The sequence below is a fragment of the Pseudogemmatithrix spongiicola genome (assembly GCF_030623445.1).
GTDB classification, from domain to species: Bacteria; Gemmatimonadota; Gemmatimonadetes; order Gemmatimonadales; family Gemmatimonadaceae; genus Pseudogemmatithrix; species Pseudogemmatithrix spongiicola.
Window position 1 is genome coordinate 2,998,817 of sequence record NZ_CP130613.1, and the last position, 24,179, is coordinate 3,022,995.

Below are 24,179 nucleotides of genomic sequence, written 5' to 3' on the forward strand. Positions count from 1 at the left end.
AAATATCACACCGCCGTCGCGACACCGCTCCCGACCGCCTTGCGCACCGCCGGCGCGACGACCGTGCCGTACAACTCGATCGCCCGCATGAGGTCCTTGTGCGGCAACGACCCGACGCTCATCTGCAGCGTGAAGCGGGTCATGCCGAAGAGTTCATGCTCCCAGAGGATCTTGTCGATGACCGCCTGCGGATCGCCGATCAGCACGGCGCCCTTCGGCGAGCGCTCGGCGTCGAACTGATGCTTGGTCGGCGGCGGCCAACCACGCTCGCGACCGATCTTGCCCATCTGCAGCATATACGGATGCCAGGCGATCTCCGCGGCCTGCGCCGTCGTGTCGCCGATGAATCCGTGCGAGTTGATGCTGAGCTGCAGCTTGGCCGGGTCGTGGCCCGCCTTCTGCCAGGTGTCGCGGTAGAGTTCCGCGTAGGGCACGAAGCGTTCGGGCGAACCGCCGATGATCGCCAGCGCCATCGGCACACCGTGCATCGCCGCCCGGATCACCGACTGCGGCGTCCCACCCACCGCGATCCACACCGGCAGCTGCTCCTGCAACGGCCGCGGATACACGACCTGGTCGGTCAGCGGCGCGCGATGGCGCCCCTTCCACGTCACGCGCTCGTTGCGCACCAGCTCGAGCAGCAGGTCGAGCTTCTCGTTGAACAGCGTGTCGTAGTCGTTGAGGTCGTAGCCGAACAGCGGAAAGCTCTCGATGAAGCTGCCGCGCCCCGCCATGATCTCGGCGCGGCCCTGCGACAGCAGGTCCAGCGTCGCGAACTGCTGGAACACGCGTACCGGCTCCTCCGAGCTCAGCACGGTGACCGCCGTCGAGAGCTTGATGCGCGAGGTGCGCGCGGCAATCGCCGCCAGCAGGATCGTCGGCGCGCTCGCGAGGTAGTCCTCGCGATGGTGTTCGCCGATGCCGAACGCATCGAGGCCGACTTGATCGGCGAGCACCGCTTCCTCGAGGAGGTTCGCGATGCGCTGCTCGCGCGGGATCAGCGTCCCGTGCCGGTCGGGCGTGTGCTCGACGAAGGTGTAGAGTCCCAGTTCCATGGTTACCTGCTGCTCTTGTAGATCATGTCCACTAACTCGTCGTACATCGCCTCGGCCTCCGCATCGGAGCCCTTGATTGCCGCCGACGCGCAGTGCTTGAGGTGGTTGCGCATCAACTCGCGCCCGACGGCGCGCAGCGCCTCCTGCACCGAGGAGATCTGCGTGAGGATGTCCGCGCAGTAGCGGTCCTCCTCGATCATCTTCTGCAGGCCGCGCACCTGACCCTCGACGCGCCGCAGGCGCTTGAGGTTGCTGTCCTTGATGCCGGGGTCCACGGCTACGGCCTTGCGGCCATCCTCGTGGACCGCGCAGCTGCAGCTCGCCGTGGGCAGGTGCTTGTGGGTCGTCGCCATCGATGCAGTCTCCGGTTATGCGATGCGCGCCGAACGCAGGCGCAGGGAGTTCGTCACGACGCTGACGGAACTGAACGCCATCGCGGCGCTCGCCATCACGGGTGTCAGCAGCAATCCGAAGGCCGGGAAAAGTACTCCCGCCGCCACGGGGATGCCGATCACGTTGTAGATGAACGCCCAGAACAGGTTTTGCTTCATGGTCGCCATCGTGCGGCGCGACAGCTCCACCGCGTGCGCAGCGGCCCGGAGGTCGCCGCGCATCAACACCACGTCGGCCGCCTCGGCCGCGATGTCCGTGCCCGTGCCGATCGCCATGCCGACATCGGCCTGCGCCAGCGCCGGTGCGTCGTTGATGCCGTCGCCGACCATGGCGACGACCTTGCCCTCGGCCTGCAGCCGCTTCACCTCAGCCACCTTACCCTCGGGCAGGACGCTGGCGACCACGCGCTCGATGCCCGCTTCCTTGGCGATGGCCTTGGCCGTGCGCTCGGTGTCGCCCGTGAGCATCACGACCTCGAGGCCCAACGCATGCATGCGCTGGATCGCCGTGCGCGACGTGTCCTTGATGGGATCGGCCACGGCCAGCAGGCCGGCGAGTGCGCCATCGCGCGCGACGAACATCGGCGTGCGCCCAGCGTCCGCTAGCCGCGCCGCATCGGCCTCGAGCGGCGTCACATCGATGGCATAGTCAGCCATCAGCGCGGCGTTGCCAACGGCCAACGCCGCACCATCGACGACGCCCGTCACGCCTTTGCCCGTGACGGAGGCAAAGCCCTCGGCGGTTCCCATGACCGCGCCACGCTCCTTGGCCGCGCGCACGATGGCATCGGCCAGCGGATGCTCCGACATCGCCTCGAGCGCAGCGACTTGCCCGAGCAACGGCTGCTCGTCGCCGGAGGTCACGGCGATCAAGTCCGTGACCGTGGGCTTGCCCTCGGTCACCGTGCCCGTCTTGTCGAGCACGATCGTCCGCACGTCGCCGGCGCGCTGCAGCGCCTCGCCGCCCTTGATGAGCACGCCAAGCTCGGCGCCCTTGCCCGTCGCGACCATCACGGCCGTCGGCACGGCGAGCCCCATCGCGCAGGGGCAGGCGATGATCAGTACCGTGACCGCCGCGGCGAAGCCCTTCACGAACGACGCGTCGCTCGCGACGATCGCCCACGTGGCGAAGGTCGCGATGGCGATCGAGATGACGATCGGCACGAACACGGACGAGATCCGGTCCGCCAACGCCTGGATCGGCGCCCGCGAGCCCTGCGCGTCGCGCATCAGCTTCACGATCTGCGCGAGCACCGACGCCTCGCCCAGCGTCGTCGCCTTGAGGCGGAACGCGCCCGTGCGGTTGATCGTCCCGCCGATCACCGTGTCGCCCGGCTTCTTCGCCACGGGCAGCGATTCGCCGGTGAGCATGGACTCATCCACCGCGCTTTCACCCTTGTGCACGACACCATCCACCGGGATGCGCTCGCCCGGCCGCACGACCACGAGGTCGCCTGCCACGACGTCCTCGATGGGGATGTCCTGCTCCACCAGGTTGCGCAGCACGCGCGCCGTCTTCGGCTGCAGCTGGACCAGTGCACGCAGCGCCGTAGCCGTGTTGCGCTTGGCGCGCGCCTCGAAGGCGTTTCCCGTGAGGATGAACGCGATGATGAGGATCACCGCCTCGTAGTAGACGTCGGCGCTCACGCCGCGCGAGAGGAAAAACCCCGGCGCGACCGTGGCGATCACGGAGTACAGGAAAGCCGCGCCCGTGCCCAGCGCCACCAGCGTGTTCATGTCCGCCGAGTGGTGCGTAAAGGCCTTCCACGCCCGCACGTAGAAGTGGCGCCCCGCCGTGGCCATCACGAGGGCCGTCACCACGAGCAGCGGCCAGGTGATCCACATCATCTGGTGCATCCATGGCATCACCGCCATCGCAAGCGCACCGACGACGCCGCTGGCAATCGCCTTCCACTTGAGTTCCTGGAACTCCTCGGCGGTCGCCTTGTCGCGCGCCTCCTGCTCCTCGAACGCGCTGCGCTCCGGCTTCGGCAGCTCGGCGCCGTAGCCGGTCTGCTCGATGGCCGACACCAACGCCGCCGGCTGCACCGCGGCTGGGTCGTAGGTGACCGTCGCGGTGCCCATCATCAGGTTCACCGACGCTTCGGTCACGCCCGGTTGCTTCTCGAGCGTCTTCTGTACGCGGGCCTGGCAGGCCGCGCAGGTCATCCCCGTCACGGGGATGCGGGCAATCGTGTGGTTAGCCATCGACGATGATGCTCCCGCGCAGCATCGACATGCCGCAGGTGAAGGGGAAGCGACCAGCCTCCGTCGGCTGGATCTCGATGACCGTGCGCTCGCCCGACGGCAGGAACTGCCGCACGTCGAACGCCGGGATCACGACCTCCTCCGAGCAGGACGACGTGTCCTTGCGGTCGAACACGAGGCGCACGCGTTCGCCCTTGCGGACCTGCACCACCGCCGGGCTGTAGCCGCCGTCGACGGTGATCACGACCTCCGCAGGGCCGCCCGACTCCGCGACCACCGCCGCCGCGGGCGACTGCCCCGCGACGAAGAACCACCAGTTCACCGCGGCGATCGCCAACACCGCCGCGAGTATGACCGTCCAGTCCGTCGCTGACATATCCACCTCCTACTGCGTCGAGCGGACGTCGTACCCAGCGTCACGCACCGCCTCGGCGATCGCGTCGACCGAGACCTGCGTCTCATCGAACGTCACCGTCGCCTTGCCGATGCGCAGGTCGTCGAGCGTCACGCCCGCCAGCCCGTCCATCGCCTGCTTCACCATCCGCAGGCAATGCCCGCAGGTCATCCCACCGATCTCCAGCGTCTTCGTCGTCATCGCCTGCTCCTGATTGAGTGTGAATATACCCCCTACGGGTATCAATTTGATATACCCCCACCCCCTATGTCAAGAGGCCCGGGCGCCCCCACGGCACCCGGACCTCTGGCCGCCGCAACCCGCGCGGCGGACTGACGGGGCTCCCGCGCCCCGATCCTGCGCCTAGCGCGTCAGCTCCTTCACCAGCGTCCGCAGCGCTTCCTGCCAGGCCAACGGCCGTCCCGGCAGATCGTCGCGCCGACCTGCGCGGAGCGCCGCGACGTCCTCGTCCGTAATCAGCGCCGTAAGCCCGAACCCGCTCGCGACAATGCCGGTGCGCTTGGCGACGATGCCCTCGGCGCCGATGCGCAGCGCCTTGCCGTCGCGGCCGACCAGCGCGCCCGTCAGCTGGATGACCTGCACGGGCTGCTCCAGCGACGTGAGCCACGGCAGTTCCTGCACGTGCTGGCTGCCCAGCTCGACGGACTTCTGCGCCGTGAGGCCGCGCTGGCGAATCAGGTACCCGCCCACTTTAATCGTGATCACGAGCGCATGCGAGACGTCGCTGTTCGCGGTCTCCTCGGCGAACCACGACACCCAGTCGGGCGACGGACGTCCGACCTCGAGCTTCATCTGGTTCAAGTTCGGATCCCGTCCCAGCACGCTGTCGCCGCGCGCGGCGCAGTCTTCACCGACGAGGTTCCCCTCGCGCAGGCAGCCGAAGCGCACATCGGGGGGCGTGCCGCGCATCGCCGGTCGCGCACCGGCGGCGCCTGCCTCCAACAGGCGGACGGGCACCGAGCCGTTGGCCGCCGTCAGCGAGTCGAGGTAGGCGTTCATCTCGGCGAGCAACGCGGCCATCGGCGAACCGGGCGCGCCGCTCGGATCGAAGACGTCGCCTTGGCCCTCGCGCTTCTGATACGCGATCGGCGCGACACCCACGCGGGTGCTGGGCGCGGCGACCGGGGTGCTGCGAACGCCCGCATACCACGGCGCACGCGAGAGCATTGCATCGCCGACGCCGCTGCCCAGCGTGGCTCCGGTCGTGGCGCAGGCGGTCGTCAGGGCGGCAAACGCCATCAACGTACACTGGCGCAACATGGGTGACTCCGTCAGAGTGGAAGTGACGGATCCACGATGGCGACGATCGCTTACGGGAGAGCCTGAACGCCCATGCTGAAGCTTCGCTCGTACTTCTCATGAACCCGGACGGCTTCACTACGTCGCTCACCGCGCGCGAGTGTCAGGAGCGGGACGCGCATGGCTGCTTCGTGCAAGGGACCCACCGTCGATCGGGACGCCGATCAAGCGGCGCTTAGTAGATTCCGCGCGTGCCTCCAAGCGCCGCCGAGCCCCCCTCCGCCAAAGACCGCCTCGCCGAGTGGCGCCGCTCGCGCCCGCGGACCCCGGCGCTCCAACGCCGCACCGTCCGTGCGCGCGGCCTCGACTTCGCCGTGCGCATGTCGCCGCCCGTCGCCGGCGAGGTCCCGCTCGTCGCCGTCAACGGCGGCATGATCTACGGCCACGAGCTGCTGTGGCCGACCTTCGCGCCCTTCGCCGAGTACCGACAGGTCATCCTCTACGACCAGCGCGGCCGCGGCGCGTCGGCCGCGCCGCCGGGCGCGCGGGCGGCGCGCGTCGAGCACGATGCGCTCGACCTCCAGGCGCTGCGCGAAGCGCTGGAGATCCCGCAGTGGGACATCGCCGCACATTCCTGGGGCGGCGGCATCGCCCTGCTCGGCGCCGCGCACGACATCGCCGGCGTCCGCCGCGTCGTCACGTTCGATGCCGTCGGACCCACCTCGCGCTGGCTCGACGGCCTGCATGCCCGCGCGCTGGCCTTCCTGCTCTCGCGCGACCGCCGCACGGAGTACGAAGCGCTCGCCGTGCTCGATCCGACCGCGCTGCATCGTGACGACCCGGAGGCCCACGCGCACTACAGCCGCGCGCTATACCCGGCGTGGTTCTTCGACGAGTCGGCGATGCTCGCACCGCCCCCGCTATCCATCAGTGCCACCGGTGCCGCCGTCGCCGCGCGGTTGCGCCGCGAAGGCTACGACTGGCGCGACACGCTCGCGCGCATCCAGGCGCCCGTCCTGCTCATCCACGGCGAGCAGGATTGCGTCCCCGTCGAGGAAGCCGAGGCGCTCGCGAAGGTCATCACGCGCGCCCACGTGTTGCGCGTGCCGCAGTGCGGCCACATGCCGTTCTTCGAATGGCCGGCGATGGTCTTCGAAGCCGCGCTGCGGTTCTTGCGCGCATGAGGCCCATCATCGCCGTCCTCGCGCTCGTCGCCTGCAGCGGCTCCGATACCGCGCCGCGCGCGCGGCACATCGTCGTCGAGGAGGACGCGCCCGCCGCGCTCAGCGCATCGGGCGAACTCGAAGCTTCCGGCTCCCCCGCCCCCGAGCGCGATCCCGTCGCGATCGCCGCGGCGCTCGACCTGCGTGCGCCGGATACCTACCTGCCCGAGCTGCTCGAGATGCGCGACGGCTGGAGCTATCGCTGGCGTGACCGCTCGCTCGAACCGATGCGCGTGTGGATCGAACCCTCGAGCCTCGGGGGCTACACGCCGGACTTCGCGCGTGAAGTCGAGGCCGCGTTCGAAGCTTGGGCGCGCATCGGCCTGCCCTTCGTGTTCACGTTCGTCCGCGACTCCGCGCGCGCGGAGGTGCACGTCACGTGGGTGGAGCGCTTCGAGGGCCGCATGACCGGCCGTACGATGTGGCGGCACGACGAGCATGGTTGGATCACCGCCGGCTCCATCCAGCTCTCGCTGCAGTTGCCCGACGGCCGCCCCGTCGTGCGCGAAGGCGTCCGCGCCGTCGCGCTGCACGAAGTGGGGCATCTCATCGGCCTCGACCATCCCGAGGACGCCACGAGCGTGATGTCGGCGCAGGTATTCGTCACGGACATGAGCGAGGCGGACCGCCGCACGGCCCGCCTCGTCTACGACCTGCCGCCCGGGCGCATCCGGCCCTGAGCAGACGCCGCGCCTATTCCCGCGGCGCGTCTCCACGCTTGAAGACCACCGTGCGCGTGTCGCGCGCACGGATCACCCGCAGCCGCGTCTCGTCGCGATCGTCCAGCGACAGCATGCGCACCACCACCAGCGGGGACGTCGCGGTATTCCCGTCGACGGAGAGGATGACGTCACCGCTCTTGAGCCCCGCCGCGGCAGCGGCTGACCCGGGGGCCACTTCGTTCACGAGCACCCCCTCGGTGCCGCTGCGGAGCCCGAGCACGTTGCGCCAGTCATCGTCGAGCTGCCGCAGCTGCGCGCCATTGTAGTAGGCGAACTCGCTCGTCGCGCCGCGCGTGTAGCCGAACACATACACCCCCGGCGTGGCCGGAGCGGCCGGCGGCACGGGCGGCGTGGGCGCCGCGGTCGCCGTCGGCGCGTTCGGCGCGGCGGGCGGCGGCGGCGGCGGGTTCGGCGAGCGCACGAGCGCCGTGCGCGGCGTCGGCAGCACCGTCACCACGCGGTTGCCCTGGCCGTCGGAGGTATCGCGCACCCACACGCGGGCGATCGTCCCCATGCGCAGCGGCTGCATCACGCGCTCATACTCCGGGCACGCCGGATCCATCCGCGGCGTCCCCTGCCCCACCACCACGGGCACCTCGCGCTCCAATCCATCGCGCTGGATGCGCACGACGATACGGCGCCCCGGCTCCAGCAGATCACCGAGCCGCGGCATGCCGTTGGAGAAATCGCGGCCGGCGATGCTGATCAACCGGTCCCCGGCCTGCAGGCCCGCCGTCGCCGCCGGCGAGCCGGGCTCGACGCTCGCGATGTTCGCCACCGAGCGCGCCACGCGCCCATCCCGCATGTCCAAGTCGTTGTCGATCGTCACGCCCAGATGCCCACGTGGCGGCGCGATGCGCTGCTCCAGGCAGCGCGACTCGATCACGCTCATCACGGCGAACGCCTCGCGCGCGGTACGCGCCAACTGCTGCTCGATGTTACGCCGCGTGCCCGCCTCCGATTCCGGCGTGGCGGCCAGCTCGCGCAGTAGCCGCGCCTCTCGGGCCCGCAGCTCGTTCACGAGCCGCAGCATCTCCTCCGCGTTGGCGTCAGCCGCACGCGTCCGCGCCATCGCCGGCGACGTGGCGCTCACCGACGTTTGCTGCGCGAACGCCGGCGTCGCGACCAGCGCCAGCACCGCCGTCGCCCGAAGACCGATCGCGCGCATCAGTAGCGCTCCAACCGGCGCGTGTCCGGCATCGACGCGCCGAGTTCGCGCAGCGTCGCCTCGCGCGCACCCAGCGTGGTGAGATAGTACTGGTTCAGCATCGGATCCTGCGGTGCGCGATACAGCGCGGCTCGCGTCAGCGCGGCGATCTCGTCGAGCGCGGCGAGGCGCGCCTCGTAGGTCTCGCGATTGAGTCCGATGAACCGCGACGTCGTGTCCTGCGACGCGAGGAACGCCGCTGCCGATTGGTACTGTTGCTGCGCCACGGTCAGCGCCCGCACGGCGTCGTCCGGCGAGCGATAGCTGGCCACCGGCGCCGCCGCGGCGATCGAGGTCGGATCGAAGCCCGGCAGCTCGGGTGCCGTCATGCGGCCCACGGCCCCACCGCCGACGGTCAACGCGAGACCCGCCGCGATGCGCATCGCCCACACCTGTAGCGTCGGCTTGCGACGGTCCAGCGCGATGACACGCGGATCCTCCTGCACGCGCGCGCCAGCGCCGGCGGGCGGCGCATCCACGATCAGCCCGGCCGCGCGCAGCTGCGGACCCAGTTGCGACCAGGCCGTGAGCGGCTCGTTGGGGACGGGTGCCATCGCCGACATCCGCGCGAGACGACGGTACGCCGCCACCTCGGCCCGGCAATCCCAGCAGCCGGCCAAGTGCGTCGCTTCGTCGGGGGTCGGCGTCTCGTCCGCAATCGCGGCGAGACGGTCAATCGAGAGGTGTGACATAGTTCCGGTCCTGCGCCGGCGAGGAGACGTCTACGAGATGCGCGAGCAGCCGGCGGAGCTTCGCGCGCGCCTTGAACAGTTGAGACTTCGACCCGCCCGAGGTGATGCCCAGCTCCTGCGCGATCTCCTCGTGCGTGTAGCCCTCGATGTCGTGCAGCACGAACACCGCGCGCGCACCGGGGGACAGCTTCTGGACGGCTTCGTCGATGGACTGCGCGAGGAACGAACGGTCCATGTCCTCGTCCACCGCGACGGTATCGTCTTCGATCCCTACTTCGAGCTTGGCGATCCGCCGCACCGAACGCAGCGCGTTCAGCGTGCGGTTCACCGCGATGCGATGCGCCCAGGTCGAGAACTGCGAGTCGCCCCGCCATGTCGGCAACGCCCGGAAGATCTGGATCCAGACCTCTTGGGCGATGTCGGCCGCTTGGTCAGGGTCGCCGACCAACCGGCGCACCACGGCGTCGATGCGCGGCGCATGCGCGACCCACAGGGCGCGCATTGCCGATTCGTCGCCGTTGATGGCGCGTCGGATGGTGAGGGGGTCGGTGGCCATCGGGTACGCTCAATCTGTCACGGGAGGGCGCGGAAGGGTTGCCGCCCCCCGTACGAGGATGCCCTCGGATCGGTGACGCCCCCCTGGGTCCGAAGGTCGTTACCTTGAGGAATCTGCCCCCTCCCTACCGCCCCTGCCGTGCTGCTCTCCGCCCTCTTCAGCCTCGCCCTCGTCGGTGACCCGGTGCCCGTCCGTGCCCCTCGCACGGTCGGGATGGCGGCGGACCGTCTCGCCGAGGTGGACCGGATCGTGACGGCCGGCCAACGGGCGGGGGCGTATCCCGGCGCTGCCGTCATCATCGGCCGCCGAGGGGCCGTCGTGCACCAGAAGGGCTACGGCCGCTTGGCCTGGGGAACCGACGCGCCACCGGTGGACCCCGCGCGCAGCGTGTACGACCTCGCCTCGCTCACCAAGGCCGTCTGCCTCACGACGGCGGCGATGATCCTCTACGACGAAGGCAAGCTGCCGCTCGACCTCAAGGTCCAGACGGTGCTGCCGGAGTTTACGGGCCGTTGGAAGGAGCGCGTGACCGTGGCACACCTGCTCACGCATCGCTCCGGTCTGCCGCCCGGTCGCCGCATCGCCGAGACGGCGACGAATCCGGCGCAGGCGCGCGAGCAGGTGCTCACCACGCGGCTCAACTCGATGCCCGGTGGCGTCACCGACTACACGGACCTCGGCCCCATGGTCCTTGGCTGGACCATCGAGCGCGTGAGCGGCATGCCGCTCGACCGGTTCTGCAAGACGCGCATCTTCGAACCGCTGGGCATGACGCAGACGACGTATCTGCCGCCAACGGCCTGGCGCGACCGCATCGCGCCGACGGAGATGTATCCACCCCGCGGGTATCCGCTCCGCGGCGAGGTGCACGACGCGTCGGCGTGGGCGCTCGGCGGCGTGAGCGGCAACGCCGGCTTGTTCGGCACGGCCTCCGACCTCGCGATCTTCGCGCAGATGATGGTGAACCGCGGCACGTACGGCGGGACGCGCTTGCTCGCCGACTCCACGGTGCGCCGCTTCACCTCGCTGCAGGCCGGCAACCGGACCTTCGGCTGGATGATTGCCTCCGGCGAGCAGGGGTCGGGCGAGTTCCTCTCCGAGCGCACCTACGGGCATGCGGGCTACACGGGCACATCCATATGGATCGACCCCGATCGCGAGCTCTTCGTCATCATCCTCAGCAACCGCGTCCACGACCCGCGCACGGTGCGCGCCGGCGTCATCATGGCGGACGTGCGACACGACGTCGCCGACGCCGCCGCGCTCGCCATCACCGACGACCGCACGCTGGCGCAGGTGGGCTGGCCACGGGACTTCCGCGTGGACCAGCGCCCCGACTGGAACCCTCGCACACGCGCGCTGATTCGTCGTCCAACGACCATGCCGCGCGCCGCGGCCGCGTCGAGCCCCAACAACTCCGCGCAGCAGTGAGCGACTCCGAAACCCCGACCCCCGCGCCGACCCCCGCGCCGACCCCCGCGCCAGCACCGAGCGGCAGCATCACCGAAGACCAGGTGAAGCTGGCGCTGCGGCGCGTGAAGGATCCCGAGCTCAATCTCAACATCCTCGATCTCGGGCTCATCTACGGCATCGCCGTCGAGGGCAACGACGTGAAGATCGATATGTCGCTCACGTCGCCGGGCTGCCCATCGGGGCCGGAGATCATGACCGACGCCGAGAATCAGCTGAAGGCGATGGAGGGCATCGGCACCGTATCCATGAACCTCGTGTGGTCGCCGCCGTGGACGCCGGATCGCATCGAGCCGCGCGTACGCGCGTATCTCGGGTTCTAGCGCTGCGAACGTAGTAGCGCGCGCCAGTCAGGAATGGCGATGAGCTGGGTGTCACCCTCGCCTTCCCGCACGGCGAACACCATCCGCCCCGCGCGATCGACATCCCAGTTGCCGACGAGCCCTTCCGGCACCGCCACACGGACCGGCGTACCGACCGCGACATTGGCACCCAACGACACCGAGACCCGGAAGAGACTCGGTATCGTGCGGTCTCGGCCCCCGGCAGCGACGTAGTACACGCTGCGTCCATCGCCCGACCAGCGCGGTGCGAAGCCATATCCCGACGACAGCTTCCATTGCGCACCGGAACCGACGGCCGGGAACGGTCGGAGATACACCTCGGTGGGTCCACCTTCGTCGCTGGCGTAGACGATCCAGCGTCCGTCAGGCGAGACCGCCGGCATCAACCCGTTGTAGGCGCCGCGCAGGAAATCGCGCTCGGACCGTTCGCGTCGCGGATCCAGCACCACAATCGCCGAGTGCCCTCGCATCGCGTTGGCCGGGCTCCCGTCGGCGAAGACCAGCGTCGAGTCGTTGACCCAACTGAAGCCGTGCTGGTCACCCGGTCGCCGCGCGAGGCGGCGGACGGGCGACGATCCATCGAGCGGTTGCGCGAAGAGATCCTCGGCGTCGCTCGCGGAATCGGTGGCGGTGAAGGCCAACTCACGCCCATCCGGAGACCACACGGGGGCATGCGGACCGCCGACCGCGGCAAACCGCGTCAGCGTCTTCGAGGCGAAATCATAGATCTGCGTTTCGCGGAGCGAGCCGCGCGCGGAACCGCGCGTAAGGGCAAGCCGGGATCCATCCGGTGAGAAGCGAAGGTAGGACACCGTCTGCGGCGGCAGCGGCAGGGTGTCCAAGCGACCGCCGGCTGACTGCACCACGATGCGCACCGCAGGGTCCGACCCCACCAGATACACCAGCAGGCCGCGCGCCGTGACGGCGAACGGGCTGATGGCGGAACTGACGGCCATGTCGGCGGCGATCGGCACCGGCGCGCCCACCACCTTCCGCGCCCCTTGGTCGAACTCTACCGCGAACAGGCCGCCCTGCGGATGGCCGAAGAGCAGGTAGCCGTCGTCGGTGAGTTCACCTTCACTCGCTTGCGCGAGCACCTGCGTGGTGTCGTCGCGCTCGAGGTCGTAGTACATCAGACGGCTGCCCTGCCGCTCGTCCACGTAGAACAACCCGCGGCCATCGGGCGTGAAGCGCGGCGCCGAGCCATCCGCAGCGGTCACCAGGCGCCGAACCTCGGCGCCATCGGGCGAGACGACCCACAGGCCACCGCGTCCCTCGAATGCCAGTTGCCCTTGCCGTCCGTACCGCACCCGGCTTCCATCGAGTGTGTCCGCCGAGAGGACGGCGATCGGTGCCCCGCCGCGCATCGAGACTTTTCGCAGCGCTCCGCTGGCGGAGTACGCAATCCACGCGCCATCGGGGGAGAACGACGGCGACTCCGCACCATCGGTGCCGGGCAATAGGCGATATGCGCGGGATCCCCGCTCGCGTACCGCGATGCCGTCATCCATGGCGATCGCGACCGCCTCGCCGTCTGATGAGACGGTGAAGCGCCGCAGGTCAGGACCGCGCCCGTCGACTTCCAGCACGAGCGGCAGCGCGAGACCGCTCGCGCCCGCTTCACGATCGGCACCCAGCCACGCGCCACCCGCGAGCCCGAGCAGGGCCACCGTGACACCGGCCACGAGCGGCCAGCGCGCCGCGCGCATGGACGCTGCGGCTGGCGCTCCGCTGTGCGAGGGCGCGGCGCCAGCGACCGTCGGTGGGCTCGGCGCGCGCAACGCCTCGCTGAACGACGCAGCCGTCGCGAAGCGATCGGCCGGCAGCTTCGCGAGCGCGCGCAGCACGGCGGCTTCGACCTGCGGCGGAATCGTATCACGCAATGCCGTGGGTGCGACGGGCTTCTCGGTCAGCACCTTCGCCACGATGCTCTGCACCGACGCGCCAGCGAAGGGCGGCTCACCGGTCAGCATCTCGTAGGTCACCGCACCAAGCGCGTAGATGTCGCTGCGCGCATCGATCGTGCGCTCGCCCATCGCCTGTTCGGGACTCATATACTGCGGCGTCCCCAGCGAGAGCCCGGTCTGCGTCATGCGCGCACCGCCCGCGGTCTGCACCGCCAGCGCAATGCCGAAGTCGGCCACCACAGCGTGCCCGCCCTGCAGCAGGATGTTCTCAGGCTTGATGTCGCGGTGGATCACGCCTTGCGAGTGCGCATGGGCCAGCGCATCGGCGACTTCGCGCGCCACCAGCAGCGCGTCCTCGAGCGGCAGCTGCTGCTCGCGCGCGAGTCGGGCGCGCAACGTCTCGCCCGTGACCAGCGGCATCACGTAAAACAGCAGCCCGTCCGCTTCGCCGCTGTCGAGCAACGGCAAGATGTGCGGATGCTGCAGCTTCGCGGTGGTCTTGATCTCGCTCAAGAACCGATCGCCGCCCAGTGCCGCCCCGAGGTCGGGGTGCAACACCTTGATCGCCACCTCACGCTCATGCCGCAGGTCGCGCGCCAACCAAACGGTGGCCATGCCGCCGGCGCCGAGCTCGCGCTCGATCGCGTAGCGCTCGCGAAGCGCCGCCGTCAGCCGCGCACGCAGGTCAGTCGAGATACGGCGACTCCTTCTTCCGCCACGGTTCGAGCGCCTTCACGAAATCGGCGCCCAGCTCCTCGACCTGCCAACACCGGAACTCCGGAATCTCCAGGATCTGCTCGGCCTTCGCCGGCAGCATGCGCGCCACGGACTCCATGCGCTCGCGCGAGCAGAGCACGCCCGGATCCAACTCCAGCCGCGCCGCCGCCGCATCGCGCACGGCCTTCAGGGCGCCGACCTTATGATCGAAATCCGGATCGCGGTCCCAGCGCGCGGACTTCGGGAACTTCGGCAGCGCCGCTTCCGGCACCGCGAGGCCGCGGTCGATTGCTTCGATGATCTCCGCATGCGAGCGCTCGAGGATGCCCCGCGGCATGCCCTTGATGTTCGCCAACGTCTCCTTGCTCGCCGGGTGCGCCTTCGCCGCCTCGAGCAGCACCTCGTTGCTCACCACGCGGAACGTCGCACGGTCGAGCTTGAGCGCCGCGCCATCGCGCCACTGCACCAACTCGCGGAACACCGCCAGCTCGCGGCGCGTGAGGTCGCGCGCGCCCTTCACTTTCAGGAACCCGTTCGCGTCGTCCGCCGGCCAACGCACGCTCTCCAGCCGCTCGAACTCTTCCTTGGCCCAGGCGAGCCGCCCCTTCTTCACGAGTTGCCCATGCAGCTCGTCGCGCAGGCCGAGCAGGTGGATGGTGTCCTGCGCCGCGTAATCGAGCATGTCGGCCGTCAGCGGGCGCATCGACCAATCCGCGCGCTGGTGCTTCTTGTCGAGCTTCACGCCGAAGTACTGCTCGAGCAGTGCCGCGAGTCCGAAGGCCTTGATGCCGAGTAGCTGCGCCGCGACGCGCGTGTCGAACACGTTGCGCACGTTCCAGCCGTAATCCTGGTGCAGCAGCCGCAGGTCGTAGTCGGCGTCGTGGAAGACGATCTCGATCGCCGGGTCCTCGATCATCGCGCCAAGCAGCGCCGGCGACTCGATGGGCAGCGGATCGATCACCGCGTGCGCGTTGTCCGTGGACAGCTGCAGCAGGTAGATGCGATCGACGAAGCGATGGAAGCTCGCGCCCTCGGTGTCGAGCGCGAGGCGACGCGCGCCCTTGGCGGCGGCGAGCCAGGCGCGGACCGCGGCATCGGTGTCGAGGTACTGGGCGCTCGGAGCCTTGGCGCTGCGCGGGGCGGACGGATTCACAGCCTGCAATCTAGCCCCCTGCGCCAGTCGGGGCCGCCCTTGCCCAGAGGGGACCCGGACGGTTCGTTTGTGCTAGGTCCCCTTCCGCCGAGATGCCCCTGACGACGACCTCCTCCGGCGCGCCGCCCGAGCGCCCCATGCATGCGGGCGACATCTACCGTGCGGCGATTGCCATCATCGCCACGCTCATCCTGTTCCAACTGCTCTGGTCGGCGCGGATTCTCGTGCTGACCGCATTTCTGGGCGTGCTTTTCGGCTTGTCCGCGGCGCGGGCGACCGACTGGGTGGTCGCCCGGAGCAAGCTGAACCGCAATGTCGCCGCGGCGGTCGTGGTATTGGGCACCCTACTCGTGCTGGTCGGCATCTTCGCCTGGACCGGCCCGACGCTCGTGGAGCAGTCGCAGGACCTGCGCACCAAGCTGCCCGAGGCCGCGACCAAGCTCGAAGAATGGCTGGCCGGCAGGATGCCGGACCTGCTGAACACGATCGCGCCGCCCACCGCTGACGGCTCCAGCCGCATCGTCGCGGCCGTGAGCAAACACGCCCCGGCGCTGACCAACTTCGCCTTTGGCATCCTGCAGTCGACGCTCGTCGTCGCCGCGGGCGTGGTCATGGTGGTGTTCCTCGCGCTCTACATCGCGGCCGATCCGGGCGTGTACCGCCGCGGTGCGCTGTTGCTGGTGCCGGTCGCCAAGCGCGAGCGCGTCGCCGGTCTGCTCACCGCGCTTGGCACGACGCTGCGTACGTGGTTCGCCACGCAGCTCATCGCGATGGTCGTGATCGGCATCGTCACGACCATCCTGCTCGCCGTGCTCGGCGTGCGCGCCGCGTTCCCACTCGGCGTGATCGCCGGCATCTTCGAGTTCATCCCGAATGTCGGCCCGATGCTCGCGGCGATTCCCGCAGTCCTGATGGGCTTCGTCGACTCACCGCAGAAGGCGCTCTTGGTGGTCGGCGTGTACTGGGGCATCCAGTTCCTCGAGAACAACCTCCTCATCCCGTACCTGATGAAGGAGCAGCTCGACCTGCCCCCGGCGCTGACGCTGATCGCGCAGGTCGTGATGGCCTTCGTCTTCGGTTTCCTGGGGCTCTTCGTGGCGATTCCCATGCTCGCCGCCGTGGTCGTCGTGATGCGCACGTTCTGGGTCGAGGACGACGTGCCGCCGCTGCCGACGGTCGAGCTTCAAGTGCCGGCGAACGTCGGCGAGCCGACCGCGTGAAGCTCCAGACCGCCCGCGGAACCGTCGGCTTCGAGGAATCCGGCAGCGGACTGCCGGTCGTGTTGCTGCACGGATTTCCCCACGACCGCACGCTGTGGGCGGCGCAGTTGGCCGCAGCGCCTGCTGGCGCGCGGATGATTGCGCTTGACCTGCCAGGCTTCGGTGAGAGCGACAGCGCCGAAGTCCCCTCGCTCGACCACTGGGCCGATTGGGTCGTCGCCGCCCTCGACGCCCTGGCCATCGAACGCGCCGTCATCGGCGGCCTCTCGATGGGCGGCTATCTCGCGTTCGCGCTCTGGCGCCGCCACCCGCAACGAATCCTCGGCCTCATCCTCGCCGATACCCGGGCGGGGGCCGACACCCTCGAGGGCCAGGAGAAGCGCGTCGCAATGCAGGCGCAGGTCTTGAAGGAGGGCCCCGGGGCCATCGCCGCGGCCATGCTGCCGGGCATGGTCGGCAAGACGACGCGCGCCGAGCGACCGCGGGCGGTCGAGTATCTCGACGCGATGATGCGCCGCGCCAGCGTCGAGGCCATCCACGACGCGCTGGACGCGCTGCGCACGCGCCCCGATTCCACGCCGACCCTCGCGACCATCACCGTCCCTACGCTCATCATCTGCGGCGAGGAAGACGTGCTGACGCCCGTGAAGGAGAGCGAGGCGATGCACGCCGCAATCGCTGACGCACAGCTGGCCCTGATCCCGGGCGCCGGCCACGCCAGCTGCGTCGAGCACCCGTCCGCCTTCAACGCCCTGCTTTCTGGCTTCGTTCAGGCCAGATTTCCCTGATTCCCCCCACTGGAATCCGATTTGACCTCCGCGACCCCGAACCACCAGAACGTCAGCGCCGCCGAACAGACGCCCGCCGCAAGGATCGGCGCGGTGCTGTTCAAGAACCGCGGCTGGCTGCCCGTGCCCTTCCTCGTCGTGCCCGTCCTGGCGATGCAGGAGCTCACGACGCGCAACCTGCTCATCGGCGCCATCGTGATGGTGATCGGCGAGTGGTGGCGGATGTGGGGCGTGGCGACCGCTGGCACCGTGACGCGCCGCCGCTCGCGCAACGTGCAGAAGCTCGTGAGTCACGGGCCGTTCTCGTGGAGCCGCAATCCGCTCTACAACGGCAACTTCCTGCTCTGGATGGGCATCATCACCATCAGCGGCGTGTACTGGTTCCTGCCGGTCGCCGCCGTGATCTTCGCGGTCGAGTACTACTACATCGTGCGCTACGAAGAGGGAGTGCTCGAGAGCATCTTCGGCCAGGTGTATCTCGACTACAAGGAGAAGACGCCGCGCTGGTTCCCGCGGCCGCCCAAGCCCGAGGATGCACAGGGAGAGTTCTTCTGGGCGGAAGCCTGGCGGTCGGAGATCAGCACGTTCATGCAGTTCGCGGCGATCATCGCCTTGTTCTGGGCGAAGGACAGGTTCCTCTCATAACTGCAGTTACGAGTTGGCAGTTGGAAGTAGTGAGAGGGCCCGCACCGAAGAATCGGTAGCGGGCCCTCTCTTTCAACTCATAACTCCCAACTCGTAACTGCAGTTGGCAGTTCTCTCTTACCGCGTGGGCCGTCCCGGCTTCGGCTCCTTATTGAACGCCTCGCGGTTCAGCTGCACATACTGCTTCAGGTTCGCCGGCACGTCTTCCTCCGGGAAGATCGCCGTCACCGGACACTCCGGCTCGCAGGCGCCGCAATCGATGCACTCATCCGGCTGGATGAACAGCTGGTCCGGCCCCTCATAGATGCAATCCACCGGGCACACGTCCACGCAGGACTTGTCCTTGACGTTGATGCAGGCTTCGGTGATCACGTACGGCATCGGGCTGGTCCTCGGTGGGTGGTCGTGCGGTGACTGGCGGAAGATAACAATCTCTGGACGGCACAACAGGCGGGAGTGTCACCCGGTTTTCAATCGCCGGACATCGCTGGACAGCGCCCTATCCCTCACCTAAATCCCAGCTGTGCGCATCACCGTCAACGGAACGCCCCGGGACGTCGCCCCTGCCGGCCACGCGACCCTGCTCGACCTCCTCCGCGACGACCTCGCGCTGACCGGCACCAAACGCGTCTGTGACCGCGGCGCCTGCGGGGCCTGCACCGTCCACGTCGAGGGTCGGCCCGTCTACGCCTGCCTGACGCTGGCCCACGGCTGCGACGGCCAGCACATCCAGACCATCGAGGGACTCGGCAGCCCCGATGCGCCGCACCCCCTGCAGCAGGCCTTCGCCCTCGAAGACGCCGCGCAATGCGGCTTCTGCACGCCGGGCCAGCTCATGGCCGCCGCCGCGCTGCTGGCGTCGAATCCGGATCCCACCGACGAGCAAGTCGTCGCGGCCATGAGCGGCAACCTCTGCCGCTGCGGCACGTATCCCAAGATCGTCCGCGCGGTGCGTCGCGCCGCCACCATGTTGCGGAATGCGGCGCATGATTGAACCGAAAGCGCGGTTCGTCACGACCTCGGTCGAAGTCGAAGGCCGCACCGAGCAGCGCGTGGTCGAGTTGCCGGCCTTCGACCTCGAACCTTGGGGCGCCGATGCCGCACTCACGCACGTCGGCGCGCGAGCGATCCGCGTCGACGCAGCACTCAAGGCCACCGGTAGGCCCGGCTATACCACCGACGTCCGTCGCCCGCGCCAAGCGTACGTTGCCATCGTCCGCAGCGGTGTGGCGCGGGGGCGCGTGACGCGCATCGACGCGGACGCGGCGCGTGCCATGCCGGGGGTACTCGACGTGCTGCTCCACGCCGATTGCCCGCCGAAGACGCGGCTGTTCAATCCCGAGATCACTTACCACGGCCAGCCGCTCGCCGCCATCTGCGCGGACTCGCAGGAGGCGGCCGACCGCGCGGCCGTACGCGTGGTCATCGAGGTCGAGAAGGCCCGCCACAGCGTCACCGTCGCGCAGGCCACCGCCGCCGACGCTGCGCCCGTGCGCCCCGGCATTTCCACGAACCTGCTGTTCAACGAACCGCGCGTCCGCGCACGCGGCGACGTCGCGGCGGGATTCGCCCAAGCCGACGTGATCATCGAGCGTGAGGTGCGCACGCCCTGCGTCCTGCACAGCGCGCTCGAACCGCACAGCGCCGTCTGCGAATGGGACGGCGATCGCCTCACCGTGTGGGAAAGCACGCAGGGCATCTTCCGCGTGCGCGATAACGTCGCGAAGGCGCTGGGCATCCCGCTCACGAACGTGCGCGTCATCTGCGAGGCGATGGGCGGCGGCTTCGGCGCCAAGAACTACGCCGGCGCGCACACGTACATCGCGGCGCTGTTCGCGAAGCGCCTCGGCCGCCCCGTGCTCTGCGCCGTCGACCGCATCGGCGAACAGGTCGACACCGGCAATCGCCCGTCGAGCGTGCAGCGCGTGAAGATGGGCGCGACGCGCGATGGAACATTGACCGCCATCGAGATGGTCGCCGACGTGCCGCTCGGCATCGGCGGCTGGGAGGGCGGACCTGGCGAGATCTACCACGAACTCTACGCCTGCCCGAACGTGCGCACGCACGAGACTTTCGCGTTTGTGAATACCGCGGCGATGGCCGCCTTCCGCGCGCCTGGGCACGCGGAGGGCGCGGTGGGGCTCGAGATCGGCATCAATGCGCTCGCCGCGGCACTGGAAATCGATCCGCTCGAGCTGCGCCGGCGCAACATCGCCACGCACGACCAGAAGAAGAACCGTCCGTACACGGGCAATCGCCTCGCCGAGTGCTACGACGAGGGCGCGCGGCGCTTCGGCTGGGCGGAGTGGCAGCGTTCGACGCCACAACGCGACCCTCACCGCGTGCCCGGAAAGCCGCAGCTCCGCCGCGGCGTGGGCGTCAGCGCCCAGATCTGGTCCACCGGTGGCGGTCCGCCGAGCTATGCGACGGTACGGCTGAACAACGACGGAAGCGCCGACGTCCTCGCCGGTTCACAGGACCTCGGCACCGGCACGCGCACGATCCTCGCCCAGGTTGCCGCCGAGGCGCTCGGACATCGCCTCGACCAGGTGCGCGCGATCATCGGCGACACCGGCGCCACGCCGTACGCCGGGAACAGCTGGGGCTCGATGACCGTCGCCTCGCTGACGCCCGCCGTGCGCATGGCGGCGGAAGATGCGCGCAACGCGCTGCTTGATGCGGCGGCCGGCGTGCTCGCCGCGCCGAAGGATGCGCTCGAGACCCGTGACGGCCGCGTGCTCGTGCGCGGCAGCGACCGCGCGATGACCTTCGGTGAGATCACCGCCAAGCTCGGCAACGTGATGATCCAAGGGCATGGATCGCGCGGCCCGAATCCGCAGGACGCCGGTATCGTCACCACGGGCGTGCAGTTCGCCGAAGTCGAGGTCGACACGGTCACCGGCGTCGTGCGCGTCCTGCGTCTCGTCGCGGTGCATGACGCCGGCCGCATTGTGAATCCCACGCTGGCGGAGTCGCAGCTCGAAGGCGGCATCATCCAGGGGCTCGGCTTCGCGCTCTTCGAGGAGCGCGCACTGGACGCGCGCATGGGCTTACCGCTGAACGTGGGACTCCACGACTACAAGATTCCGACGCTCGCCGACATTCCGGTGATCGACGGCGTCTTCCTGCCGGGGGCCGACGTGCAGGCCAACCATGTCGGCGCGCGCGGCATCGCGGAGCCGGCGATCGTGCCGACCGCTCCGGCAATCGCCGGGGCCGTGGCGGATGCGCTGGGGGTCGAGGTCAACGAACTCCCGCTCACGCCGTGGCGCGTGCTCGCCGCGCTCGGCCGTCGCGCATAGGCTGCCGGCCCGCGGGGCTCGGGCGACAGGCGGCGCCGCGGGCGACGCCGCGGCGGCTCAGCGCCAGGGCGGCGCGTCGCCCTTCTTGCGCTTCAGTTCGGGATTGTGGCGGTAGAGCGTGGTCGTGCGGCCGATGACTTGAATCACCTCGGCCTTCACGCGCTTCGCCAGATCGTTCGCCGCGGACTTCGCCGACACCTCGACGCTCTTGTTCAGCTGGATCTTCACCAGCTCGCGCGTACGAAGCGCGTCGTCGAGCGCCGCGAGGACGGGCCCGGTGATGCCTTCGTGGCCGATATGCATCGTCGGCTTCAGCCGGTTGCATTCCGAGCGCAGCTCGGCGCGCTCCTTGCCCGTCATCGTCATCGCTTGTCGCCCCTCAGTACGAGATACGGCACCGGATTCACCGGGTCGCCGGCCCACCACATCCGCGCGTTCGCGTAGCGCAGCAGCTGGTAATGCAGGTGCGGTGCGTTGCGATCCGCATTGCCGGTGCTCCCGACCGTGCCCAGCTGGTCGCCCTTCCGCACACGCTGTCCTTCGCGGAGTCCGCGCGCGTAGCGGTCGAGATGCGCATAGTAATGCACGAAGCGCTGCTGGTGATCCACCACGTACACCGTGCGCCCGCCGAGGGCATTCGTCGAGATGCGGCGCACGACACCGTCGTCCGCCGAGATGACGGGCGTGCCGCGCCGGGCCATGACGTCGAGGGCGTGGTGCCGCCGTCCCCCGCTGCGGGCCGCATTGTACGTGTCGACGAGGTCCCGGGGACGCACGCCATCCACCGGCACCATCAGGCGTCGGTCCCGCAGATACTCGCGGTCCGCCGCCACACGCGGCGAGCCGCCCGGCGCGGGGCCTCCGCCGAAGCAACCAGACCCGGCGAGGACCAGAGCGACCAACGTGATTGTGCGCAGACCGTGCATTCACGGGGAAAACGAGTGCCCAGCCCTCTCCGTCACGGTAATTACACGAGGCCCCAGGCCCCGGCGTACACGAAGACGCGATCGCGCGCGCGTCCGGTAATCTCCTCGGCGAGGCCGAGCTCGACCAATCGCTGCAATGCGGCACCGGCGGCCGGACGCGAGAGCGAGAGCCGGACACTCAGGTCGGGCACGGAAGTCGCGAGGGACAGGCGCAGGACGGCGAGTGCGTCTCGAGCGGTGAGACCGGCGCGCCCGATGCTTGCCACGTGCGCGTCTTCCGCGGCCTGCGACTCCCAGAGCAGCTTGAGCTGCAGACGGAGATGCCGGGCGTTGGACGCGAGCGAAGCCAACGCGACGCGCGCGAGTGGCGTGACATCGCCCGCACGCCAAGCGGCCGCGACGTCGAGACGCAACCTCCGCTCGACGGCGGCGAACGGCAGCAGCCGCAGGCGATCGGTCAGTCCCCCGGCCGTGAGCACGAGTGCGGAGAGGAGATCGGCATGCGGCGTCTCCGGCATCCACGCGACGATGTGCAGGGCGCGCCAAAGCAACGGGCGCGGCTCGCTCCCGGGCCGCAAGGCCTCGAGCACCGCGACCTGCGCATCCGGCGTCATCGAGACGTCCGGCGGGATCGCGAGCGGTGCCCCGCTGCGCGCGCGCCGTTCCCCGTCATCGACCAGCTGCTGCCATCGCTCGAGCGCGCGATCCATTGCGGCGGCGTGCACCATCTCGACGCGGGATGCCACGAGCGAAGCACAGGCCAGTCGCGTAGCTTGCGCGGTGTCGACGGCGATGTCGCGATTCGCCGTGTCGCGCACAGCGAGGCCGGCAACCGCGACGGATTGGAGCACGAGGGCGGCGGCGGGCGGTGCAACCGAGACGAGCGCATCAAGGCGCCCCAGCTCTTCGGCGCACTCTTCGTGCAGCCGTACCGTCGACGGCGTCACCGCAGCGTGTAAAGTCATTTTAGATTCACAAATATTGTTTTTGTGCAACCGAATATCAACTGGGCAATTTTGAATGCGTAAATTTGCTTTTCTTGTGATCGCTGCGATGCTTTCCTCCAGCATTCCGGCGGTTTCCGTCGCCCAGTCCGCCGCTCCGACCGTCGCGCAGACTCAGGCGCCCCCGGCTGCGGCCGCCTACACCCCCCACCGCGTCTACGACACGAAGCGCCGGCGCTTTCTCGACCTCGAGACGCTGATCGCGCGCATTGCCCGTGACGCCGACGTCGCGTACCTCGGCGAGTTCCACAACGACCCAGGCACGCACCAGCTCCAGGCGGCAGTGCTCGAGGGCATCGCCCGCCGCCGCGACGGCAAGGTGGTGCTCTCCCTCGAGATGTTCGAGCGCGACGTCCAGCCGCACCTCGACGGCTATCTCGCGGACTCCATCGATGAGAGCGCCTTCCTCGCGGCATCGAGACCCTGGCCTAACTACCGCGCCGATTACCGCCCGATGGTCGAGTTCGCCAAGGCGCGCGCGTGGCCCGTGGTCGGCGGCAACGTGCCGCGTCGCCTCGCGTCCGTCGTGGCGCGTCGCGGGCTCGCCGCGCTCGACTCGCTGCCGGAAGCCGACCGCCCCTTCGTGGCCAGCGAACACAGCTGCCCGCGCAACGAGTATTGGGAGCGGTTCCGCGAGACTATGGGCGACATGTCGGGCCACGGCATGCAGCTCACGCCCGACCAAGTCGAGGCGATGGTGTGGCGCACCTATGAGGCGCAGTGCGTGAAGGACGAAGCGATGGCCGAGTCGATCGTGCGCGCCCGCGCGGCGCACGGCACGTTGGTCGTGCACGCCAACGGATCGTTCCACTCCAACTACCGCTTGGGCACGGTGGAGCGCGTGCAGCGCCGCGATCGCGGCGCGCGGCAGATCGTCGTGAGCTTCCAGCCCGTTGCGGACCTCGATGCGGCCGACGGCCGGAGCCAGCGCAAGATCGGCGACTACATCGTCTTCACCCTTGCGCCCACCCCGACGCCGCCTGCACCCTGAACG

At 69.4% G+C, this 24,179-nt stretch carries 25 protein-coding genes; 10 read left to right on the top strand and 15 right to left on the bottom strand.

All coding sequences use genetic code 11. From position 1 onward, the window contains the following. Window positions 1-5: 5 nt before the first annotated feature. The 6 genes from Strain318_RS13755 to Strain318_RS13780 all read right to left on the bottom strand — a co-directional run bounded on the left by Strain318_RS13755 (window position 6) and on the right by Strain318_RS13780 (window position 5,330). On the bottom strand, window positions 6-1,055 hold the full coding sequence (locus tag Strain318_RS13755) for an LLM class flavin-dependent oxidoreductase (RefSeq protein WP_367886270.1): 1,050 nt from the start codon (window positions 1,053-1,055) through the stop codon (window positions 6-8). A 2-nt stretch (window positions 1,056-1,057) separates the two neighbouring features. Next, window positions 1,058-1,408, bottom strand: coding sequence for a metal-sensitive transcriptional regulator (locus Strain318_RS13760; RefSeq protein WP_367886271.1), 351 nt, complete (start codon window positions 1,406-1,408; stop codon window positions 1,058-1,060). Window positions 1,409-1,423: 15 nt separating this feature from the next. After that, window positions 1,424-3,655, bottom strand: coding sequence for a heavy metal translocating P-type ATPase (locus Strain318_RS13765; protein ID WP_367886272.1), 2,232 nt, complete (start codon window positions 3,653-3,655; stop codon window positions 1,424-1,426). Beyond that, window positions 3,648-4,031, bottom strand: a complete 384-nt coding sequence (locus Strain318_RS13770) for a cupredoxin domain-containing protein (RefSeq protein WP_367886273.1) — start codon at window positions 4,029-4,031, stop codon at window positions 3,648-3,650. The genes Strain318_RS13765 and Strain318_RS13770 overlap by 8 nt, the downstream gene beginning before the upstream one ends. A 9-nt stretch (window positions 4,032-4,040) precedes the next feature. Then, a complete protein-coding gene (locus Strain318_RS13775) occupies window positions 4,041-4,250 on the bottom strand; it encodes a heavy-metal-associated domain-containing protein (protein ID WP_367886274.1) in 210 nt (69 codons plus the stop codon). A gap of 162 nt (window positions 4,251-4,412) precedes the next feature. After that, window positions 4,413-5,330: a hypothetical protein gene (locus Strain318_RS13780; RefSeq protein ID WP_367886275.1), complete on the bottom strand. Its 918-nt coding sequence runs from the start codon at window positions 5,328-5,330 to the stop codon at window positions 4,413-4,415. A gap of 230 nt (window positions 5,331-5,560) precedes the next feature. On the opposite strand from Strain318_RS13780, the gene Strain318_RS13785 reads away from it, so the two are divergent. Together Strain318_RS13785 and Strain318_RS13790 are read left to right on the top strand one after the other, a co-directional pair. Then, window positions 5,561-6,493 carry an alpha/beta fold hydrolase gene (locus Strain318_RS13785; protein WP_367886276.1) on the top strand — a complete coding sequence of 311 codons (933 nt, stop codon included), beginning with the start codon at window positions 5,561-5,563 and terminating at the stop codon, window positions 6,491-6,493. Next, window positions 6,490-7,212, top strand: a complete 723-nt coding sequence (locus Strain318_RS13790; RefSeq protein ID WP_367886277.1) for a matrixin family metalloprotease — start codon at window positions 6,490-6,492, stop codon at window positions 7,210-7,212. Before Strain318_RS13785 ends, Strain318_RS13790 begins: the two co-directional genes overlap by 4 nt. A gap of 13 nt (window positions 7,213-7,225) precedes the next feature. Here the strand turns inward: Strain318_RS13790 and Strain318_RS13795 are convergent, their stop codons facing one another. Genes Strain318_RS13795 through Strain318_RS13805 form a run of 3 tightly spaced genes read right to left on the bottom strand, consistent with a single transcriptional unit; the run spans window position 7,226 to window position 9,709 of the window. Next, window positions 7,226-8,422 carry a PDZ domain-containing protein gene (locus tag Strain318_RS13795; RefSeq protein WP_367886278.1) on the bottom strand — a complete coding sequence of 399 codons (1,197 nt, stop codon included), beginning with the start codon at window positions 8,420-8,422 and terminating at the stop codon, window positions 7,226-7,228. Next, complete coding sequence (locus Strain318_RS13800; RefSeq protein ID WP_367886279.1) at window positions 8,422-9,153, bottom strand: cupin domain-containing protein; 732 nt, start codon at window positions 9,151-9,153, stop codon at window positions 8,422-8,424. Before Strain318_RS13800 ends, Strain318_RS13795 begins: the two co-directional genes overlap by 1 nt. Next, window positions 9,134-9,709, bottom strand: a complete 576-nt coding sequence (locus tag Strain318_RS13805) for an RNA polymerase sigma factor (RefSeq protein ID WP_367886280.1) — start codon at window positions 9,707-9,709, stop codon at window positions 9,134-9,136. Before Strain318_RS13805 ends, Strain318_RS13800 begins: the two co-directional genes overlap by 20 nt. 138 nt (window positions 9,710-9,847) lie before the next feature. On the opposite strand from Strain318_RS13805, the gene Strain318_RS13810 reads away from it, so the two are divergent. Next, window positions 9,848-11,140 (top strand): serine hydrolase domain-containing protein, encoded by a 1,293-nt coding sequence (locus Strain318_RS13810; protein WP_367886281.1) that lies wholly within the window; start codon window positions 9,848-9,850, stop codon window positions 11,138-11,140. Further along, a complete protein-coding gene (locus Strain318_RS13815; RefSeq protein WP_367886282.1) occupies window positions 11,137-11,502 on the top strand; it encodes a metal-sulfur cluster assembly factor in 366 nt (121 codons plus the stop codon). The genes Strain318_RS13810 and Strain318_RS13815 overlap by 4 nt, the downstream gene beginning before the upstream one ends. On the opposite strand, the gene Strain318_RS13820 is transcribed toward Strain318_RS13815, so the two are convergent. Together Strain318_RS13820 and Strain318_RS13825 are read right to left on the bottom strand one after the other, a co-directional pair. Next, window positions 11,499-14,126, bottom strand: coding sequence for a protein kinase domain-containing protein (locus Strain318_RS13820; protein WP_367887927.1), 2,628 nt, complete (start codon window positions 14,124-14,126; stop codon window positions 11,499-11,501). The two genes, Strain318_RS13815 and Strain318_RS13820, sit on opposite strands and share 4 nt — an antisense overlap. Beyond that, window positions 14,116-15,300, bottom strand: coding sequence for a ribonuclease D (locus Strain318_RS13825; protein WP_367886283.1), 1,185 nt, complete (start codon window positions 15,298-15,300; stop codon window positions 14,116-14,118). Before Strain318_RS13825 ends, Strain318_RS13820 begins: the two co-directional genes overlap by 11 nt. A gap of 92 nt (window positions 15,301-15,392) precedes the next feature. Between Strain318_RS13825 and Strain318_RS13830 the strand changes: the two genes are divergently transcribed. The 3 genes from Strain318_RS13830 to Strain318_RS13840 are packed head-to-tail and all read left to right on the top strand — an operon-like array spanning window position 15,393 to window position 17,953. Beyond that, on the top strand, window positions 15,393-16,520 hold the full coding sequence (locus Strain318_RS13830) for an AI-2E family transporter (protein WP_367886284.1): 1,128 nt from the start codon (window positions 15,393-15,395) through the stop codon (window positions 16,518-16,520). Then, on the top strand, window positions 16,517-17,308 hold the full coding sequence (locus Strain318_RS13835; protein ID WP_367886285.1) for an alpha/beta fold hydrolase: 792 nt from the start codon (window positions 16,517-16,519) through the stop codon (window positions 17,306-17,308). Before Strain318_RS13830 ends, Strain318_RS13835 begins: the two co-directional genes overlap by 4 nt. A gap of 21 nt (window positions 17,309-17,329) precedes the next feature. Next, complete coding sequence (locus tag Strain318_RS13840) at window positions 17,330-17,953, top strand: methyltransferase family protein (protein ID WP_367886286.1); 624 nt, start codon at window positions 17,330-17,332, stop codon at window positions 17,951-17,953. A 117-nt stretch (window positions 17,954-18,070) separates the two neighbouring features. On the opposite strand, the gene Strain318_RS13845 is transcribed toward Strain318_RS13840, so the two are convergent. Next, on the bottom strand, window positions 18,071-18,334 hold the full coding sequence (locus tag Strain318_RS13845) for an indolepyruvate ferredoxin oxidoreductase subunit alpha (RefSeq protein ID WP_367886287.1): 264 nt from the start codon (window positions 18,332-18,334) through the stop codon (window positions 18,071-18,073). Between the two features lie 142 nt (window positions 18,335-18,476). On the opposite strand from Strain318_RS13845, the gene Strain318_RS13850 reads away from it, so the two are divergent. Both Strain318_RS13850 and Strain318_RS13855 read left to right on the top strand, forming a co-directional pair. Further along, a complete protein-coding gene (locus Strain318_RS13850) occupies window positions 18,477-18,947 on the top strand; it encodes a (2Fe-2S)-binding protein (RefSeq protein ID WP_367886288.1) in 471 nt (156 codons plus the stop codon). Beyond that, window positions 18,940-21,255: a xanthine dehydrogenase family protein molybdopterin-binding subunit gene (locus Strain318_RS13855; protein WP_367886289.1), complete on the top strand. Its 2,316-nt coding sequence runs from the start codon at window positions 18,940-18,942 to the stop codon at window positions 21,253-21,255. The genes Strain318_RS13850 and Strain318_RS13855 overlap by 8 nt, the downstream gene beginning before the upstream one ends. A 57-nt stretch (window positions 21,256-21,312) precedes the next feature. On the opposite strand, the gene Strain318_RS13860 is transcribed toward Strain318_RS13855, so the two are convergent. From Strain318_RS13860 to Strain318_RS13870, 3 genes are read right to left on the bottom strand one after another with little or no spacing between them, the layout of a single operon-like run. Continuing rightward, the gene (locus tag Strain318_RS13860) at window positions 21,313-21,621 is read right to left on the bottom strand and encodes a YhbY family RNA-binding protein (RefSeq protein WP_367886290.1); all 309 of its coding nucleotides are present in this window, start codon (window positions 21,619-21,621) and stop codon (window positions 21,313-21,315) included. Further along, window positions 21,618-22,181 (bottom strand): M23 family metallopeptidase, encoded by a 564-nt coding sequence (locus tag Strain318_RS13865; protein WP_367886291.1) that lies wholly within the window; start codon window positions 22,179-22,181, stop codon window positions 21,618-21,620. Before Strain318_RS13865 ends, Strain318_RS13860 begins: the two co-directional genes overlap by 4 nt. A 41-nt stretch (window positions 22,182-22,222) precedes the next feature. After that, entirely contained in the window at window positions 22,223-23,146 is a 924-nt protein-coding gene (locus Strain318_RS13870) for a hypothetical protein (protein WP_367886292.1), read from the bottom strand. Between the two features lie 88 nt (window positions 23,147-23,234). On the opposite strand from Strain318_RS13870, the gene Strain318_RS13875 reads away from it, so the two are divergent. Beyond that, window positions 23,235-24,176 carry a ChaN family lipoprotein gene (locus tag Strain318_RS13875; RefSeq protein ID WP_367886293.1) on the top strand — a complete coding sequence of 314 codons (942 nt, stop codon included), beginning with the start codon at window positions 23,235-23,237 and terminating at the stop codon, window positions 24,174-24,176. Window positions 24,177-24,179 lie beyond the last annotated feature (3 nt).

What these genes read in the sequence shown, in the direction of transcription:
- Strain318_RS13755 (WP_367886270.1), bottom strand. Translation starts at nt 1,055, where the DNA reads ATGGAACTGGGACTCTACACCTTCGTCGAGCACACGCCCGACCGGCAC.
- Strain318_RS13760 (WP_367886271.1), bottom strand. Translation starts at nt 1,408, where the DNA reads ATGGCGACGACCCACAAGCACCTGCCCACGGCGAGCTGCAGCTGCGCG.
- Strain318_RS13765 (WP_367886272.1), bottom strand. Translation starts at nt 3,655, where the DNA reads ATGGCTAACCACACGATTGCCCGCATCCCCGTGACGGGGATGACCTGC.
- Strain318_RS13770 (WP_367886273.1), bottom strand. Translation starts at nt 4,031, where the DNA reads ATGTCAGCGACGGACTGGACGGTCATACTCGCGGCGGTGTTGGCGATC.
- Strain318_RS13775 (WP_367886274.1), bottom strand. Translation starts at nt 4,250, where the DNA reads ATGACGACGAAGACGCTGGAGATCGGTGGGATGACCTGCGGGCATTGC.
- Strain318_RS13780 (WP_367886275.1), bottom strand. Translation starts at nt 5,330, where the DNA reads ATGTTGCGCCAGTGTACGTTGATGGCGTTTGCCGCCCTGACGACCGCC.
- Strain318_RS13790 (WP_367886277.1), top strand. Translation starts at nt 6,490, where the DNA reads ATGAGGCCCATCATCGCCGTCCTCGCGCTCGTCGCCTGCAGCGGCTCC.
- Strain318_RS13795 (WP_367886278.1), bottom strand. Translation starts at nt 8,422, where the DNA reads ATGCGCGCGATCGGTCTTCGGGCGACGGCGGTGCTGGCGCTGGTCGCG.
- Strain318_RS13800 (WP_367886279.1), bottom strand. Translation starts at nt 9,153, where the DNA reads ATGTCACACCTCTCGATTGACCGTCTCGCCGCGATTGCGGACGAGACG.
- Strain318_RS13805 (WP_367886280.1), bottom strand. Translation starts at nt 9,709, where the DNA reads ATGGCCACCGACCCCCTCACCATCCGACGCGCCATCAACGGCGACGAA.
- Strain318_RS13830 (WP_367886284.1), top strand. Translation starts at nt 15,393, where the DNA reads ATGCCCCTGACGACGACCTCCTCCGGCGCGCCGCCCGAGCGCCCCATG.
- Strain318_RS13845 (WP_367886287.1), bottom strand. Translation starts at nt 18,334, where the DNA reads ATGCCGTACGTGATCACCGAAGCCTGCATCAACGTCAAGGACAAGTCC.
- Strain318_RS13855 (WP_367886289.1), top strand. Translation starts at nt 18,940, where the DNA reads ATGATTGAACCGAAAGCGCGGTTCGTCACGACCTCGGTCGAAGTCGAA.
- Strain318_RS13860 (WP_367886290.1), bottom strand. Translation starts at nt 21,621, where the DNA reads ATGACGATGACGGGCAAGGAGCGCGCCGAGCTGCGCTCGGAATGCAAC.
- Strain318_RS13865 (WP_367886291.1), bottom strand. Translation starts at nt 22,181, where the DNA reads ATGCACGGTCTGCGCACAATCACGTTGGTCGCTCTGGTCCTCGCCGGG.
- Strain318_RS13870 (WP_367886292.1), bottom strand. Translation starts at nt 23,146, where the DNA reads ATGACTTTACACGCTGCGGTGACGCCGTCGACGGTACGGCTGCACGAA.
- Strain318_RS13875 (WP_367886293.1), top strand. Translation starts at nt 23,235, where the DNA reads ATGCTTTCCTCCAGCATTCCGGCGGTTTCCGTCGCCCAGTCCGCCGCT.